The 16140-nt window shown below is 59.3% G+C and carries 11 protein-coding genes and 2 pseudogenes; 8 read left to right on the forward strand and 5 right to left on the reverse strand.

Annotated features, from left to right (window positions below):
• Nucleotides 1-1186 precede the first annotated feature (1186 nt).
• The 5 genes and pseudogenes from ACYHH6_RS09745 to ACYHH6_RS09765 all read left to right on the forward strand — a co-directional run bounded on the left by ACYHH6_RS09745 (nucleotide 1187) and on the right by ACYHH6_RS09765 (nucleotide 4994).
• Nucleotides 1187-1894, forward strand: coding sequence for a class I SAM-dependent DNA methyltransferase (locus ACYHH6_RS09745; protein ID WP_352593527.1), 708 nt, complete (start codon nucleotides 1187-1189; stop codon nucleotides 1892-1894).
• A complete protein-coding gene (locus ACYHH6_RS09750) occupies nucleotides 1891-2079 on the forward strand; it encodes a hypothetical protein (RefSeq protein WP_352593529.1) in 189 nt (62 codons plus the stop codon). The genes ACYHH6_RS09745 and ACYHH6_RS09750 overlap by 4 nt, the downstream gene beginning before the upstream one ends.
• A 3-nt stretch (nucleotides 2080-2082) precedes the next feature.
• A complete protein-coding gene (locus ACYHH6_RS09755) occupies nucleotides 2083-3078 on the forward strand; it encodes an isopenicillin N synthase family dioxygenase (protein WP_352522308.1) in 996 nt (331 codons plus the stop codon).
• Between the two features lie 167 nt (nucleotides 3079-3245).
• A pseudogene (locus tag ACYHH6_RS09760) lies at nucleotides 3246-3614 on the forward strand (IS66 family transposase); the annotation flags it as partial.
• 468 nt (nucleotides 3615-4082) lie between these two features.
• The gene (locus ACYHH6_RS09765; protein ID WP_352593533.1) at nucleotides 4083-4994 is read left to right on the forward strand and encodes a LysR substrate-binding domain-containing protein; all 912 of its coding nucleotides are present in this window, start codon (nucleotides 4083-4085) and stop codon (nucleotides 4992-4994) included.
• A 983-nt stretch (nucleotides 4995-5977) separates the two neighbouring features.
• Here the strand turns inward: ACYHH6_RS09765 and ACYHH6_RS09770 are convergent.
• From ACYHH6_RS09770 to ACYHH6_RS09785, 4 genes are all read right to left on the reverse strand, one after another.
• A complete protein-coding gene (locus tag ACYHH6_RS09770) occupies nucleotides 5978-7198 on the reverse strand; it encodes an ATP-grasp domain-containing protein (protein WP_352522310.1) in 1221 nt (406 codons plus the stop codon).
• Nucleotides 7199-8022: 824 nt separating this feature from the next.
• Nucleotides 8023-9384 (reverse strand): 4-aminobutyrate--2-oxoglutarate transaminase, encoded by a 1362-nt coding sequence (gene gabT, locus ACYHH6_RS09775; protein WP_352522311.1) that lies wholly within the window; start codon nucleotides 9382-9384, stop codon nucleotides 8023-8025.
• Between the two features lie 76 nt (nucleotides 9385-9460).
• Nucleotides 9461-10168 (reverse strand): class I SAM-dependent DNA methyltransferase, encoded by a 708-nt coding sequence (locus tag ACYHH6_RS09780; protein ID WP_352593536.1) that lies wholly within the window; start codon nucleotides 10166-10168, stop codon nucleotides 9461-9463.
• 714 nt (nucleotides 10169-10882) lie between these two features.
• A complete protein-coding gene (locus ACYHH6_RS09785; RefSeq protein ID WP_488481989.1) occupies nucleotides 10883-12172 on the reverse strand; it encodes an ATP-grasp domain-containing protein in 1290 nt (429 codons plus the stop codon).
• 657 nt (nucleotides 12173-12829) lie between these two features.
• Here ACYHH6_RS09785 and ACYHH6_RS09790 point away from each other — a divergent pair.
• Nucleotides 12830-13558 (forward strand): SDR family NAD(P)-dependent oxidoreductase, encoded by a 729-nt coding sequence (locus ACYHH6_RS09790; RefSeq protein WP_352522290.1) that lies wholly within the window; start codon nucleotides 12830-12832, stop codon nucleotides 13556-13558.
• Between the two features lie 147 nt (nucleotides 13559-13705).
• On the opposite strand, the pseudogene ACYHH6_RS09795 reads toward ACYHH6_RS09790, so the two are convergent.
• Nucleotides 13706-14835, reverse strand: a pseudogene (locus tag ACYHH6_RS09795) (IS256 family transposase).
• A gap of 126 nt (nucleotides 14836-14961) precedes the next feature.
• Here ACYHH6_RS09795 and ACYHH6_RS09800 point away from each other — a divergent pair.
• Both ACYHH6_RS09800 and ACYHH6_RS09805 read left to right on the forward strand, forming a co-directional pair.
• Nucleotides 14962-15132, forward strand: a complete 171-nt coding sequence (locus ACYHH6_RS09800; RefSeq protein ID WP_352593465.1) for a hypothetical protein — start codon at nucleotides 14962-14964, stop codon at nucleotides 15130-15132.
• Between the two features lie 278 nt (nucleotides 15133-15410).
• On the forward strand, nucleotides 15411-15575 hold the full coding sequence (locus ACYHH6_RS09805) for a hypothetical protein (RefSeq protein WP_352593468.1): 165 nt from the start codon (nucleotides 15411-15413) through the stop codon (nucleotides 15573-15575).
• The last annotated feature ends 565 nt before the right edge of the window (nucleotides 15576-16140 follow it).

The raw sequence follows: 16140 nt of genomic DNA on the forward strand, positions 1-16140 counted from the left end.
CTTACCATTGGGGTTGACCCTCCGATGCGTGCTGTGCCGCGATCTGAGCGTGAAAAGGCATCAGCTTTTTAGCGGTGCCGGAATCTCAGATTCGTACTGAACGTATCAACGCCAGCGGCTTGCGGTCGCAAAGATTCTGTAAATTTTGTTGAAGGACCTGTTGCAACGCTTGGTTTCCCGGGGGTGTGGCACAGAGCGTCTGGACGGCGACTAACTTCATCGACGTCGTCATGGCGCTGGTATTTGCGTCATCTCGGCGCCAGCGCCAAGCACCCATGCGCTTGATCATGCCCGCTCGGCGCCGCCGGCCCTGCCTTAGCGGTGCCAGACCGGAAAGCGGATCATGCGCGAGGCGGGCAAGCTTGAGCCAGGTCTCCAGCGATACCACCCCAGCAGGTGGTGTCGGATGGGCCGCGGCCGATCCCGACCTCTCACGGGCTGTCGAAGAGGATTTCGTCACACCCTCAGGGCAAATCTCCTCTAGATCACCGTATTATGTTGACGAATATTTTTCGCCTATGACACAAACATTAAACAAAAACTCAATGTAGGTTCATATTATAAAATATACTTTTAAAATAAAACCGAATTTTTCCTGCTAAAAGACCGGTGATATCGATTTGCGATGCTTGAACTTCGCTAAAAGCCGCACCGAATGAGTTGTGAAAGGAAGTCCTATGTCTGCTGTAGAGGCTGGAGAAGACGCCGTGCGCGCCACTCGTTTCCACAATGATTCGGATGCATGGCTACCGGGAGCGATAGGCCGACCGTTCGCCAAGCTCCTGGACGCCGGCGGTCTTGGCAAACAAGAACCCAATTCCGCGGCCGCGAACGACTTGCTCGAAGGACACCCCCCGGTGACAAGACGCACCGCGACGCGGCCCGCGATTGCGGCATTTGTCGTCACCTGCTTGCCACTGCCACGCGATGTCTTCGACAAGTTGATAGGCGAACAGGGCGCCTTGGCCGGAATGCCGGACCGTTCAAGACGAAACATCCCCATTGATTCCCGGAATAGGTTTGAGATCCCCCGTCCGGCGGCAGCAGTTCGCGTGCATTTCGCTGGAAGCGCCTGGGGCAGCCATGCTCAGCAATATACGACGAACAGCTCATGGGTTGAGCCGCGGCCATTGCCGCCGATGAGGACTCTACTGCATCGAGCCTGCCCCTATACGGAGGGATTGGCATGAATACCCTCGATCAACGGACGGCACTGGAGCAAGCCGCGCGAGAGCGCATTAAGGATTCCCACGCTCTCGACGGCGACGTCGGTCGCTTGACCCACTTCTATCGCGAATGGGCCAGTTCCTACGAGTTGGATGTCGGCCGCGACGGGTACTGCGGGCCGATGATCGTGGCGGAATTGGCGGGCGCCGTGCAGACAGCCTATTTGGCCAGGCAGCGAGCGACCATCGCAATCCTGGACGCTGGCTGCGGAACAGGCCTCGTGGGCGTGGAACTGGAACGCCTCGGCTTCCGGTTGATCGACGGGATCGACCTCTCCGCGGAGATGGCCGAACAGGCTCGGCAAACCCGTGTCTACCGCCACGTACAAGGCAATGTCGATCTCAACGGGCCACTCTCCGACTATCCCAGCGCGAGCTATGACCTCACGGTCTGCTGCGGCGTCTTCACGTTCGGGCATGTCCGACCGGATGGGCTGCGCGAACTGGCTCGCGTCACGCGCCCGAACGGATTCATCATCGCAAGCACCCGCAAGAGCTATGCGGAGACCACATCCTTTGAAAACGAGGTGCGGCGGCTGCAGGATGCGGGCGTCCTTGTGCCGGCACTGCGTCTAAACGACGGCAGATACGTCGCCGAGGAGGACGCGCACTACTGGGTTTTCCAGGTGGCGGAGAAGGCCAACGCACCAACGGAGGAGCGGCCATGACGATGCGACACGAAGAGCGCGAGGGCCTGCCCTGCCAGGACGTCGGGCTCTTCTACATAGTTGAGGACTTGCAGCCTATTCGAGGCGCGAAAGAACGCATCGCGAAGGTGCCATCCTTCTCGACGATTCTTTATACTGCCAGTCAAAAAACACCAATGTTCCTGCTCAATCGTCAACAAAGGTGACCAATGCGCAAAGATCTCGTTGCCAAACTGGACGACAAGCTTCGCGCGAAACGCGAAAGCTTCGACAAGATCCCGGTGGTTGACATCGCGCCGCTTCTCGATGGCAGCGATAAGCATAGGGTGGCGAAGGAGATACGTTGGGCATTGTCCAACACTGGGTTCATATATGTGAAGAACCACGGTATTCCGCAGGATTTTGTGGATTCGGTATTCGATGTGAGCCGTCGGTTCTTTGATCTGCCCATGTCGCAGAAGATGGAATTGCATGTAAGCAAATCCGATGTGGCCCTGCGCGGATACATTGAGCCGTTCGGGGAGAACACCGATCCGGGCAAGACGAGAGACCTCAAGGAGTGCTTTGACATCGGTCCTGAACGCTCGACGTTGCAAGGTCCGTTTTTGGGCCCCAACCAGTGGCCCTCAAATCTGACTGAGTTTCGGGAACTGACGTACGGGTACCATCAAAAAATGGTGGACCTCGCGAAAATACTCTTGAAGGGAATCGCGCTCAGTCTGGACCAGTCGGAAAGCTATTTCGAGAACTTCATGCGCAACCCGATCAGCATTCAGCGCCTGCTTCATTATCCGCCGCAGAGTGGCTATATTCACGAAGAGATCATAGGTATTGGCGCCCACACGGATTACGGCAATCTGACCATCCTGGCGCAGGACGACGTGGGCGGTCTGCAGGTCATGAACCGAGATGGCGACTGGGTCCAGGGCATTCCGATCCATGGCACATTCGTAATCAACATTGGCGATCTGATTCAGCGGCTGACCAATGATGTCTACTTGGCGAACATGCACCGCGTGGTGAATACCTCGGGCCGCGAGCGATACTCGATCCCCTTCTTTATCGACGCTGATTTCAATGCGGTCATCGAACCATTGCCTTCATGTGTCACCGACAGCAACCCGCTTCGCTACAAGCCGGTGACGTGCGGCGAGCACAAATTCAGGCGTTTCGCAGCAAGTTACGCTCACTTGGCCAATGTTTGATGAGAGCGGATAGGCACTTACTCACGTGACACTGCCTGCCCGCTTAATTCCGGAGAGTTACAACCATCCACAGGTCCTTGGCGAACCGGTCCGAAACAGGCGGGCTTTCCAAGTCGCCCCGCGGATGGATTTCAGATAAAACGTCATGGGTGAAGGAATACTGTCAGGCACAGCGGCGACGGCGGTCGTCGACAACGCTCAGAGCCTTCGAGCGCAAGCGACCGTCAAGGAAGCCGTGTCCCGAGCATCTGCCGCGCGAACGCGTCGTCATTGCCGCCCCGTCGAACTGCTCGTGTTGCGGTTCGGCCTGACTGGCGAACGATGATCTTGTTTGAGAAGTGTGCCCAGCATTCGCCGTTGAACCGGCAGAGCGAGGGCATCGATCTGCGCCTCTCCACGCTGGCGGACCAGGTCGGCGCCTGTGCTGTGGTGCTGAAGTCGGTGCACGCGCTGGCGCATGTGCTTGCTGCCAAGCGTCCGCATTGTGCGGGCACCCCGTGCCGATCCTGGCAAGCGGCAAGACCGATGGCGGTCGCGGATAGCCGATATCCGAACTTCTCGCAACGGCGAACCGTTTCGTGGCTGACCTCTCGCGCTGACCACCTCGGTAGGGAAACGGCGCGGATATAGCGCGGGTGACGGGGTCGTTATACCTCCTCATACGGTGGCCGGGTCCCGCCTCGTTAATGTGACGATCCCGCGCATGTGTATCCACAAACGTTGTGTCTGATGCTGGCAAGAAATGTCGGAAACTCGACGAACGGTCGAGTGAGCCGGTCCGTCGGTATGGACGTGTGGTGCACTCATAACGGTGAGCCTATCGGCACGCAACTTGCATCGATGATTTGGTCGTCGTGGGCGACCGCAGTGCGTCACGAAGGCCAATGGTGATTTATCACTATCTCAACTTTAGCGTGTGAGCTGGCGGCGCTCCTTTGAACCAGAGGTCGACATGGATATCGCGGCTACTTAGACAGCGACTGTCGATCTGATTGGAGCCTTCAATGCTTCATCGTTATTATGAACTCCCGTCCCCGACTGCTCTCGAGGTATTCGAGGCGTCGGCACGCCATCTCTCGTTCAAGCTTGCGGCTTCCGAGCTGAACGTGACATCGGGAGAGATCAGTCGGCAGATCAAAGCCATTGAGGACGAGCTTGGTGTTCCGCTGTTTGTGAGGCCAGGAACCGGTGTGATGCTTTCCAGGGCTGGCAAAGACCTCTACAGCGTGCTGGCAAGCACCCTTTCAAAGGCGTCCGATGTCGTCAGGACCATTAAACGCGGCGATCGTACCCGGAATGTCACGATTGCCTCTACCGACGCGTTCGCGTCGATGTGGTTGATGCCGCGCATGCCGAGCTTTTGGTCGCAGCATGGTGATATCACAGTCGATCATCTGATTTCCGACAGTTCGCGCGACTATCGGCGCGCTGAAGTCGAGCTGCGCATCCGCTATGGCTTCGGTTCATGGCCTGAAGAGAGATCGGAACTGTTGTTTGGCGATGTCATCTACCCGGTCTGCGGTCCCGGCTTCGCCCAGGAGCACAGGGATGCGACCGCCAAGTGCTTGCCCGAACTGCCACTCCTGCACGTCGAATGGATGGAGCCGGAGTGGGCCGGCTGGGACGAGGTCCTGCGCCGCGCCAGGATTCCCCGCGGACCGCTTCGTGGCCGCAGGTTCAGCAAGTTCTTCGTAGCTTTGCAAGCCGCCCAGGCTGATCAGGGCGTTGCCGTGGGCTGGCACCGGTTGGTGCGAACATCGGTCGAAGAGGGCAAGCTCGTCAGGATTACCGACCTCGAGCTGGACGCCCCGGGAGGATACTATCTGACGTGGAACGACAACCGGACCCTGTCGCCGGGGGCCGAGCGGCTGCGCGAGTGGTTGCGGAAGATCTCGGCCGAAGAGCGGAACGCTTGAGGTTAGAACTCGCGCCGGCGCACCTTTGCATGGCCCGGAGGCATAGCGGTGGGGTGATCGGCATCACGGGTTCGGGACGACGTTTACTGGGCATGGATTCTTCCGGAATCCTCGATCTACAATGGGAGCTTCGTGGCCGCTCCGCATTCCAGGACGGGATGAGGAAGAAATCCGATCAATGCTAAGTGCCGTCGCTCCATGCCTTGGCGGGACCGCCGAAAATGACAGAAGTTCGGCAGGCAGGCGAGAGACTCTCGCTGCGATGAAAGTCCGCAAGACGCCATTTTTCGGACGTTTCCGGGCGACACATTGCGACCAGACAGGAAGGATCCGACTTCGAAGCGTTGAGGGAGAAGCCCGGGGCGCTCGTGGACGCGCGGCATGTGCTGCGCGCGGCTGGTCGGCCTGATGCCGTGTCAGAATCCCGGCGCGTGCAATCTCGCACCTTTGGTCGAGCAGATCGAAAAAGGAAACAATCTGATCCGGGGATGTAAATAGCGCTAAGGGTTGCCCCAAGCTGATCAGCTGATCGCCAACAAATGCGTGAATTAATCTCAAATTCATAGCTTCTGTGGGGCATTACCGGCGCCGATCATGGCCGGCTCTTTCTGGCCCGACAACATTGCGTCCTCCTGAGCACGAACTGGTTCTCACTATCGGCGACGTGTGCGAGTTCGACGCGGCCGTTGCTAGGAAGGTGATCGGCCGCGCCCATGCTGCTCTGCGTTGAAGGTGCCTAGCATCACCGACATTTCCGCTGGCAGGGCGCCGCCCTCCTCACGGGCGCTCTGGTTGCTTCCCGGCACAATCCCATTCCTCCAGGGAACCCCGTCGCCAAGCGTAAGCCGAAAAACCTTGCCATCGTCGCGGCCCGAAATGGTCTGGCCCTTTCAGGGCGATTCGTCGTGAGCGACGAATGGCCCATCATTTGTTACCTGGCGCCCCGGCGCTGGAGCAAAAAGGGTTGGGGTTCAGACTTTTTTCTATTCGCCAATGGTCGGAAATGGTGTGATCGACCACTTGATCAAGCCAACGGCACGCTGAAGGATCGCTTTCGTGTGAGCAAGGTTGGGCGAAACAGCGAAGACACATCCCATAGAGTCTCGGTAATCGCCTTTCCTGAAGATCGGTGTCTTGGGTTTAACATACAATTTGACCTCCGCGACACCTGACAGGGCAGCCGCCCGGCTGTCGCCGTCTATCCAATTGAGGATGCCATCGCGATCAGGAAGCAGGGACTGCCAGCCCGCAATATACGAATGCCTTCTGCGAAAATTCCATTCTTCGCCGATGACAAGCTTGATGTGCTCAGTGATAAGATCGACACCGTAAGCCAACTGAACCGCTTGAGGACCACCAGCGAGGCGCGGATTGACTTCAATGATGACTGGGCCACGCTTCGTCAAACGGAATTCGATGTTCGTTGGCCCCCAGCCGAGGTCGAGAGCTCGCAAGCAGCTCAGCGAAAGTTCGGCTATACGTTTATACTCGTCATCAGTCAGCGGGGCCGGAAAGATACCTTCACGAAAGACGAAATGAGGTGGGGAGCCGAACTCAGCGGCCTCAATACCAATAGCCTCATTTCCCATTATGTGCGCCCAATAATGGGGGCCTTGCGCGAGTTCTTCGACAAGTATCCTTGGCGAAGACCGCCAGAAGTGCTTCCCGCCCAACAGATAGGTCGTGTGTTCGGCTAGCTCATCGAAGTCGCGGCATAATCGGACGCCGCTGCTGCCCGCGCCCACGGCCGGCTTAAGAACCACCGGCAGCCCAATCTCCTCAGCAGCGCTCTTTACCTCCGCGGCATTCGCTGCCAAGCGATAAGCTGGGATTGGAACGCCGCCCTCCGCGAGGAGCTGACGTTGAGTGAATTTGTCGCAGCATTGTGCAATCGCTGTGGGGTTCGGTCCCGGTAGCTCGAAATACCGACAGAGCTCGCCAACTGTTGCATAGACCGCCTCCTCGGCGCTCGTAATCCCTGCAATGTCATAGGTCGCACTCAACCGGGAACATTCGTGGATCAGCGCGCCGAGGTTGGTTGTGTCGATCGCGACTGCCTCAATGCTTTCCGCCGCAAGATAGTCGTACTGCGCTGGGTTAGCGGACAGGGTAATTGGATGAAGACCAAGACGCTGGGCGGCTTGGACGTATAGCTGGCCATTCGCGCTTGTGCCTTCAAGCAGGATTAGCGCTCTTCTTGCCATTGTAAACTCCGAGATTGCGTGCTGTGGGGGATCTAAGCGTAAAATCAGGCTAAGCTCTTGAAGCCGTGCCTTACCTCGGACGTTGTACCCTAGTTAGCGGTTGGGAGACGTGAAAGTTCTGCAAGCTTATTTGAAGGATCTGTTGCAACCGTCTTGATACCGGCGCTGTGATATAAAGCGTCTCGACGGATTTCGGACGGGTGCAATGTTCAGGGCACGCCAATGCGTAGGAATCGATCAGACCATGATCGAGATACTGCACGGACAACGCGTCTTCTGCAGTCGGAAGGGCGACTTCGCGTGCTGCGAAAAGAAATCACGAACCCGCTCTCATGGGCCGTTGCAACCTCAACTCAAGCCTTTGTCCTCGACAATTCCGATAAAGCGGACGGGCCAACCGGCTGCTTCTCGTATATTTAGCGGCAACATCCATGCCGCAGAACAGGTCAATCTGGGCGATAGTCACGGGCCGCGTGGAGCTGGTTTGTCCTCCCTTAGTCTAGATGCAGCCCGCGGCGGCAGCAGCCGAAACAACCTGGCAGGCTACTTTTTGCGGCCCTGAGGCTATCATTGAGGATGACGACGCGCGCTCGAATGCTGCGGAGCCGGTGAGCATTCAATACGAAGTGTGACTGATCAGCCGCACTTCGCTACGCCTCACGTCAAGTCCAATCAAAACGACAACCCTGAAACGGGAGCCATCTGCAAAGCAGCCGGCCGGCGCTCCATGCCCTCATGCCGTCCAAATCCGCCGATGAGATAGCGTGCACGCGGTCCATCGTCTCCCCCCATCGCCTGGATGCGGAGCGGGAAAAGCTCACCCATCAGATCTGCGGCTCTGTTTCTGAGCGCAGCATGGCCATCTCGTCGGGATCATATGAATCAAGCGTGGGAAGCGTGGCCACCCGCGCAAGCGAATCCTCGAAAATCGCCAAGGCTTCGTCGATGATCTCGTTCGATACTGTAAGCGGAGCAAGCACGCGTATGACGTTATGCGCAAGTCCGGCCGAGGCGAGCAGAAGACCATGCATCGCGGCGTCTTCCACGAGCCTCGCCGTCAGCGCTGTCGCCGGGCGCTGTGACATTGCATCATCGACGAGTTCAATGCCGATCATCGCGCCCAAACCGCGCACCTCGCCGATAATGGGGCAATTGGTCCCCAGATTGAGGGAGCGGAAGCCGGAGGTAAGGCGCTCGCCGATTTCCATGCTGCGGGCAGCCAGGTTCTTCTCCTCAAGCACGTTCAGGGCGGCAAGTGCCGCTGCGCATGCAAGGGGATTCCCCGCGTAGGTGCCTCCGAGTCCGCCCGGCGGCACGGCGTCCATGATCACCGCCTTGCCGATGACAGCGGCGATTGGGAGCCCGCCGCCGAAACTCTTTCCCAGCGCTACAAGATCCGGCTCCACTCCTGAATGCTCGATGGCGAAAACCCGGCCGGTGCGAGCGAAGCCGGACTGGACCTCATCCGCGATCAGGACGATGCCGTGGGCGTCGCACAAAGCGCGCAGACCGCGTATGAACTCCGGCGGCGCCGGCAGGAAACCACCTTCACCCTGGACCGGTTCGATCACCATGGCTGCAACTTGGTCGGGCTCGATCTGCGTCTCGAACAGGTCTCGAAGCGCTTGAAGGGCCTCGTCTGCGCTCGGGCCTCGATAAGCCGAAGGAAAGGGCGCGTGGTAAATATCGGTGGGGAAGGGGCCGAAACCGCGTTTGTATGGATCGAGCTGTGAAGTCATCGCAAGGGTCAGTAACGTGCGTCCGTGAAAGCCTCCTCTGAAGACTACGACACCCCTTCGGCCCGAGTGGACGCGAGCGATCTTCACCGCATTCTCCACCGCTTCTGCGCCAGTGGTGACAAGAAGGGTTTTCGCCGGCGTGGGGAACGGAGCTTTCGCGTTGAGGCGCTCCGCGAGACGCACGTAGCCGTCATAGGGAATGCTGCCGAAGAAGGTATGGGTGAAGCGCTGCAACTGCGTTCTGACTGCATCAACCACCTGCGGATGCGAATGTCCGACCGCAAGCGCGCCCATGCCGCCGATGAAATCGATATACCGGCGCCCCTCCGTGTCCCAAATCTCCGCGCCTTGGGCGCGCTCCGCGCATACCGGAAACGCACATGCAACGCCGCGCGGCAGCGCGCGCTCACGTCTCGCGTGGAGTTCTGCGCTCGATCGTGCCATCATGCTGCAATACACTCCCTTGTACAAACACGCGTTAGATCGGCTGCCAGCTTCGCCAGCTTGTTTTGCGGTAGCGTCGTCATGGCCGCTCCTCCGTTGGTGCGTTGGCCTTCTCCGCCACCTGGAAAACCCAGTAGTGCGCGTCCTCCTCGGCGACGTATCTGCCGTCGTTTAGACGCAGTGCCGGCACAAGGACGCCCGCATCCTGCAGCCGCCGCACCTCGTTTTCAAAGGATGTGGTCTCCGCATAGCTCTTGCGGGTGCTTGCGATGATGAATCCGTTCGGGCGCGTGACGCGAGCCAGTTCGCGCAGCCCATCCGGTCGGACATGCCCGAGCGTGAAGACGCCGCAGCAGACCGTGAGGTCATAGCTCGCGCTGGGATAGTCGGAGAGTGGCCCGTTGAGATCGACATTGCCTTGGACATGGCGGTAGACGCGGGTTTGCCGTGCCTGTTCGGCCATCTCCGCGGAGAGGTCGATCCCGTCGATCAACCGGAAGCCGAGGCGTTCCAGTTCCACGCCCACGAGGCCTGTTCCGCAGCCAGCGTCCAGGATTGCGATGGTCGCTCGCTGCCTGGCCAAATAGGCTGTCTGCACGGCGCCCGCCAATTCCGCCACGATCATCGGCCCGCAGTACCCGTCGCGGCCGACATCCAACTCGTAGGAACTGGCCCATTCGCGATAGAAGTGGGTCAAGCGACCGACGTCGCCGTCGAGAGCGTGGGAATCCTTAATGCGCTCTCGCGCGGCTTGCTCCAGTGCCGTCCGTTGATCGAGGGTGTTCATGCCAATTCCTCCGTATAGGGCAGATGGTCATCGGCGGCGCGCGGGTCGCTTCCTGCTGCCGTCTCGCAGCTACGGTGTCAAAACTCGTGCCAATTGGGCCGATCGAGGCGAAGAGACATTTTTCGTGGCTGTTTCAGCAATTTGGCTTGAGGCGAAATAAGAAATTGGCCAAACAATCCTGCGTCGCAGACCCGACAAAGCTGACATAATGCCGGATGATCGCGTACTGCTTCTCGCGAGTTTCCAGTCCTCGAAGCAATCCCGCGGACTAGCATGTGTATTCGCGCCGAAGACCGCGCTTCCCGGAACCGGGCGGTCGCGCAACACAGCAACCTTGTGCAGCGGCCTTGAGCCAGATGTTGGCCTGCTGCACGGCGTGGTAGTTATTCTGTTAGCATAACATACCAGTAACGTCGACGAAAAGGCGCAACTTGGGCGTCTCTATCGCAAACTGATCGCCAACGCCTATCCTGCATGACTGCGCTCGCTTCAGGGAGCATGCGCTGCTGACTCAGCTCGAGCTGGCGAGCCTCGTCCCGGTCGCACGGGCTCGAATACGATCTTGAGTTCCTTCGGGTGTATGTCGTGGTCTGCTGCAACGCCCTTCGCGTGGTAGGGGCAAGCATGCTCGTCGCTGACCTGACGGTTATGCAAGCATCGGGAACTTGACACGGGGGGCTGTCCGTTTCCTAACTCTAGCGAGCTTGACAACGATCATCTCTCACCGGGCGCCGCCGACGCTGGAGCAGAGAGGGTCGGGTCCAAGGATTGTTCCTGTTCGCCAAGGGTCGGCAATGGTGTGATCGACCAATCTATTAAGTCGACGGCACGCTGAAGTGTCGCCTCGGTCAGAGCACGGCTGGGTGAAGCGGCGATGACATATCCGAGACAGTCTCGGTAATCGCCTTTCCTGACGATCGGCGTCTTGGATTCAACAAAAAATTTGACCTCGGCGACACCTGATATAGCAGCCGCCCGACTGTCGCCACTTATCCAATCGAGGGTGCCATCGCGATCAGGAACCAGAATCCGCGCGGCCGCAATGTGCGAATGCCTTCTGCGCAAATCCCATTCGTCGCCGATGACAAGCTTGATGTGCTCGGTGACAAGATCGACACCGTAGCCCAGCTGAACCAGTTGAGGATCGGGCGCGCCAGAAAGACGCGGATTGACTTCAATGACGACTGGGCCACGCTTCGTCCACCGGAGTTCAATGTTCGCTGGCCCCCAACCAAGGCCGAGAGCTCGCAAACAGCTCAGCGAAACATCGGCGATCCGCTCATGCTCGTCATCGGTCAGCAGGGCCGGAAAGATGAACTCACGAAAGACGAAATGCGGTGGGGGGCCGAATTCAGCAGCGGTGATCCCAATGACCTCATTTCCCATTATCTCAGCGATATAATGGAGGCCTTCTGCGAATTCTTCAACCAGCATCCTTGGCGACGACCGCCATATGTGCTTCCCGCCCAACAGATAGGTCGTATGTTCGGCCACCTCATCGGCGTTGCGGCACAATCGGACACCGCAGCTTCCTGCGCCCACGGCCGGCTTAAGAATCACCGGCAGGCCGATCTCCGCGGCAGAGCTTTGCACGTCCGCCGCATTCGCTGCCAAGCGATACGCAGGTACTGGAACGCCGGCCTCCGCAAGGAGCTGACGTTGACTGAATTTTTCGCAGCATCGTTCAATCGATGTGGGGTTCGGTCCCGGTAGATCGAAATACTGGCAGAGCTTGCCAATTGTCGCGTAGAACGCCTCCAGGGAGGACGTAATTCCAGCAACGTCATAAGTGGCCCCTAGACGGGAACATTCACGGATCAGCGCATCGAGATTGTCTGTATCGACACGGATTGCCTCGTACTTTTCTGCCGCCAGATACTCGTACCGAGCTGGATCAGCCGACAGCGTAATTGGATGAAGACCAAGACGCTGGGCCGCTTGGATGTAGAGGAGACCAGTACCCGTTGGATCGCCTTCGACCAGAATGAGTGCTCTCGTTGCCATTGGTTGTTGAGCCTACCTTTGCGTATTGTGTGGTCAGCGCCTGTCGCCACCCGGTTGTTTAGCCGTGACGACCTCAGACTTGGCTGTGACAATAGCAGTGTCGGTGATTTGCGGGCGCGAAGATCCTGCAAACTTATTTGAAGGTTTTGTTGCAAGTAGGATTGGCCAGTTGCTGGTCAGTCTACGAGATTTGGAACGGTCTCCAAGAGCGACGGATTCCGAGAAAATCCTGCCCACTTTCTGGGAAAACGCAGGGTGCCGACGCCGATTGTCGGCTTTGTCGAGTCCGGGACACGGTGGCGGTCGGCTTCGCTGCTGATGCGCTCTCGTTTAAGGCTTTGAATAACCTGTAGAACTCTTTTTTTGGCGCTCCTACTTCTCAGTTGGCACGGCTTTTGAACCTCCTTGTAGCTAGGCAACAGGAACTGCCGGCGACGGGTTGCAGAAAGCGCCCGGCGTATTTTCCAAGCACTTGGCCAGAGGAAGCCTAATGGACGAGAGGATGCCTTCCCCGGCAGATGGTGAAACTCAGGCGCGCTGCGCGCGGCTTTGGGGGAATTCACAGAGCGATGCGCGGTCGGCACGCCGTGTTCGCCGAGGGTCTTCTAGAATGAGATGGATTGTTGTGGGCGACGTGGACGGCGGAAAGGCTGTAGCATGAGCCGCTTCGTGGGGAAGGTCGCCCTGGTGACGGGCGCCAGCAGCGGCATTGGGGCGGCAATCGCCGACAGGCTTGCCGGCGAGGGAGCCAGAGTCTTTGCGGTTCAGCTTGAGGAGGCCTGCCGTATAGAAACGATAGTCGCGGACCTTTGCGACCCCGACGTTCCGGCCGTGATCATTGACGATGTCGTTCAACAGGCCGGCCGGCTCGATATCCTCGTCAACAACGCTGGGCGCATGGCTGAAGCGAAGATAGATGAGACGGGGCTGGACGAGTGGCGACGCACAATGGCGCTCAACCTTGATGCTCCTTTCCTGCTGATCCGTCGCGCCATGCCTCATCTTCGAAGAAGCCGGGGAGCGATCGTCAATATCGGCTCGATTGAGGGATTGGCGTCCAACCCGGGGCACGCGGCCTATTGCGCGTCGAAAGCAGGGCTGCATGGCCTGACGCGTGCCGTCGCGGTCGATGGTGGGCCAGACGGGGTGCGTTGCAACGGCGTAGCTCCTGGCTGGATCGATACGGATCTCAATGTCAATTTCATGGCCGCGTTGACCGAGCAGGCGCGGGGACGGCTGGGTGCCATTCATCCGTTGGGTCGAACCGGCCGGGTTGAGGAAGTCGCGGCTATGGTCGCATGGATTGCCTCCGACGAAGCTGCATTCGTCACCGGCCAGATCTTCGTCGTGGATGGGGGCCGCACTGCCAAACTAAGTCTTCCGTGAAGGTAAGTCGTCTTCCGAAGGACCTCGGACCGGCGGTGTGGAAAGCAATTCTCCGGCGGAGCGGGAGCGGAGGACGGTCTCGCATTCGATTGGCGGGAGATCGTGTCCCGCGGCGTGGTGTAGCTGGCGGCATTTGGGCCGGGCTGATCAGCGCGCCACGGCTGGCAGGCTGATTAGGGTATCATTGCTCATCTGGCAGATCGTTTCCAGAGTCATATATCTGGCCCGCTGCACTGCCCATTCATCGTTCTGTTCGAGCAGGATTGCGCCGACGAGGCGCACGATCGCATCGTCGTTCGGGAAGATTCCGACGACCTCGGTGCGCCGCTTGATCTCGCCGTTGAGACGTTCGATCGGATTCGTCGAGTGGAGCTTGGCGCGATGTTCCTTGGGGAAGGTCATGTAGGCCAGCACGTCGGGCTCGGCGTCGTCCATGATTGTCGCCAGCTTTGGCACCTTCGGCCCATCTGGTCGGCGACGGCGCGCCATTGTACGGACGCGGTCTCGGGCGTTTCCTGGGCGAAAGCGGTGGCGATGAAGGCTGAGACGACCCTGCGGCCGCTCTTGCCGGCATGGGCCAGCACGTTCCTCATGAAGTTGACGCGGCACCTCTGCCATGTCGCGCACAGCACCTTGGTGATGGCCGCCTTGAGGCCTTCGTGAGCATCGGAGACGACGAGATTGACGCCGCGCAGGCCGCGACGTGTCAGCTTGCGCAGGAACTCTGTCCAGATCGGCTCGGCCTCCGAGGTGCCAATCTCCATGCCCAGTACCTCGCGCCGGCCGTCCGCGTTGACACCGACGGCGATGATAACGGCGACCGAGACGATCTGCCCACCGCGGCGGACCTTCAGGTAAGTGGCGTCGATCCACAGGTATGGCCAATCGCCCTCGATCGGCCGCTCGAGGAAGGCCTTCACCTTCCCGTCGATCTCCTCGCACAGCCGCGAGACCTGGCTCTTGGATATGCCGCTCATACCCATGGCCTTGACCAGGTCGTCAACCGACCGGGTCGAGATGCCTTGCACATAAGCTTCCTGGATGACGGCGGTTAGCGCCTTCTCGGCCATGCGGCGCGGTTCGAGGAAACCTGGGAAGTAGCTTCCCTTCCTGAGCTTCGGGATGCGCAGCTCGACCGTGCCGGCCCGCGTCTCCCAGTCCCGGTCGCGGTAGCCATTGCGCTGGGCGAGCCGCAGCGGGTTCTTCTCGCCATAGCGGGCGCCGGTGGCCGCGCCCACCTCCATTCCCATCAGTCGCTCGGCTGCAAAGCCGATCATCTCCCGCAGCAGATCGGCATCCGGGGTCTTCTCCACGAGCGTGCGCAGGTTCATCATGTCGTCGGTCATCGGTGGTCCTTCCGAAATGGGTTGGCGTCAACAACCAAACCCTACCGGAAAGCGCCGATGACCACCCACGCGCCGCTCGCTCGCTACAGCGCTAATAACGGCGCGCTCGTGAGCGGCTTCGCTACCGCCGAGCTACACCACCTGATGGGACACGACCTGGCGGGGATCATCGGCGCCGGCTTTGCGGAACCTCTCGCACAGCTCTCATCAGAGCTTCGAACGACATGAATCGGCGCCCAAACGTGTGCGCGATCGACCTGCTGATATGCATCGGGCGGGCTCATGCGACTACGACCACACGATCGCGGCGCGCCTTTTACCCGTCGCCCCCAGCGACGACGGAAGACCAGCCATCCGTGTGTTCATATCGGTATTGTTGATGCCGGCCGCCGCGATGCGTATCAGAACTTCGTCCAGTTTCGGGTGTATTTCGACTGCTCGCACGCCAAGGGCGGCGCGTGCGGCACCGCTCCCCATCAAGGCCCTGGCAAGCGGACACGTGAGAAATGCTCTTTGCCCTCAATGTGCGGCTGACCAACTTCGGCCTGATGCTCCATGACGATAAGACGCGGCTGGTCGAGTTTGGCGCGGTTCGCGGCACCCCTCGCATCAGCGGGCGAATCGGGACGGCCGGTTCATCGACGGAAGGGAAGCGGCTAACGCAAGCTTAAGGCATTGCATCAGGAGATTAGGCGGTTAATGCACTGGCCACGCCGCTCTGCGTGAACAATGCGGCTAACACGGCAGGCCTCACAACTATCTATTATAGACTAGCGCTCAGCGGGCTCTACCGGGAAGTGTGCCGGACATGGCTACGGTGCCTGAGACCGGCGTAGCCAGAAAGCCGGCGCATGAGCTGGTCGGAGTTCGAAACCCTGCCAGCACGCTTCCGCATGCCAACTCCAGGCATTACTCGCACTTGGGCGCAGGCCGCCGGGAGCTGTGAGGACGAAAGTCGAATGGCTCACCTCTCTTGCAGGGAATGCGTTGCGGACGCAACTAACGTCTTACAAAGGAACCGCTGCCGGGTAATCTGAGATCTGCTTAAGCCAACTCGTGACGGTCTCGCTCCCGCCGCCGATGTGTGGCTAGCAAATCCTATCATTTCGATATTGTGCGGGTGGCCTCAGTACTGTTGGGGCTCAAGGACGCTAGCATTCAACCAAATCCTCTGAAGCCCGTTGCAAGCCTCCGAGCGAATACTCGACGTGCGCAAGGTGACGAGGGACAGACTGT

The sequence above is a fragment of the Mesorhizobium sp. P171375 genome, assembly GCF_057786075.1.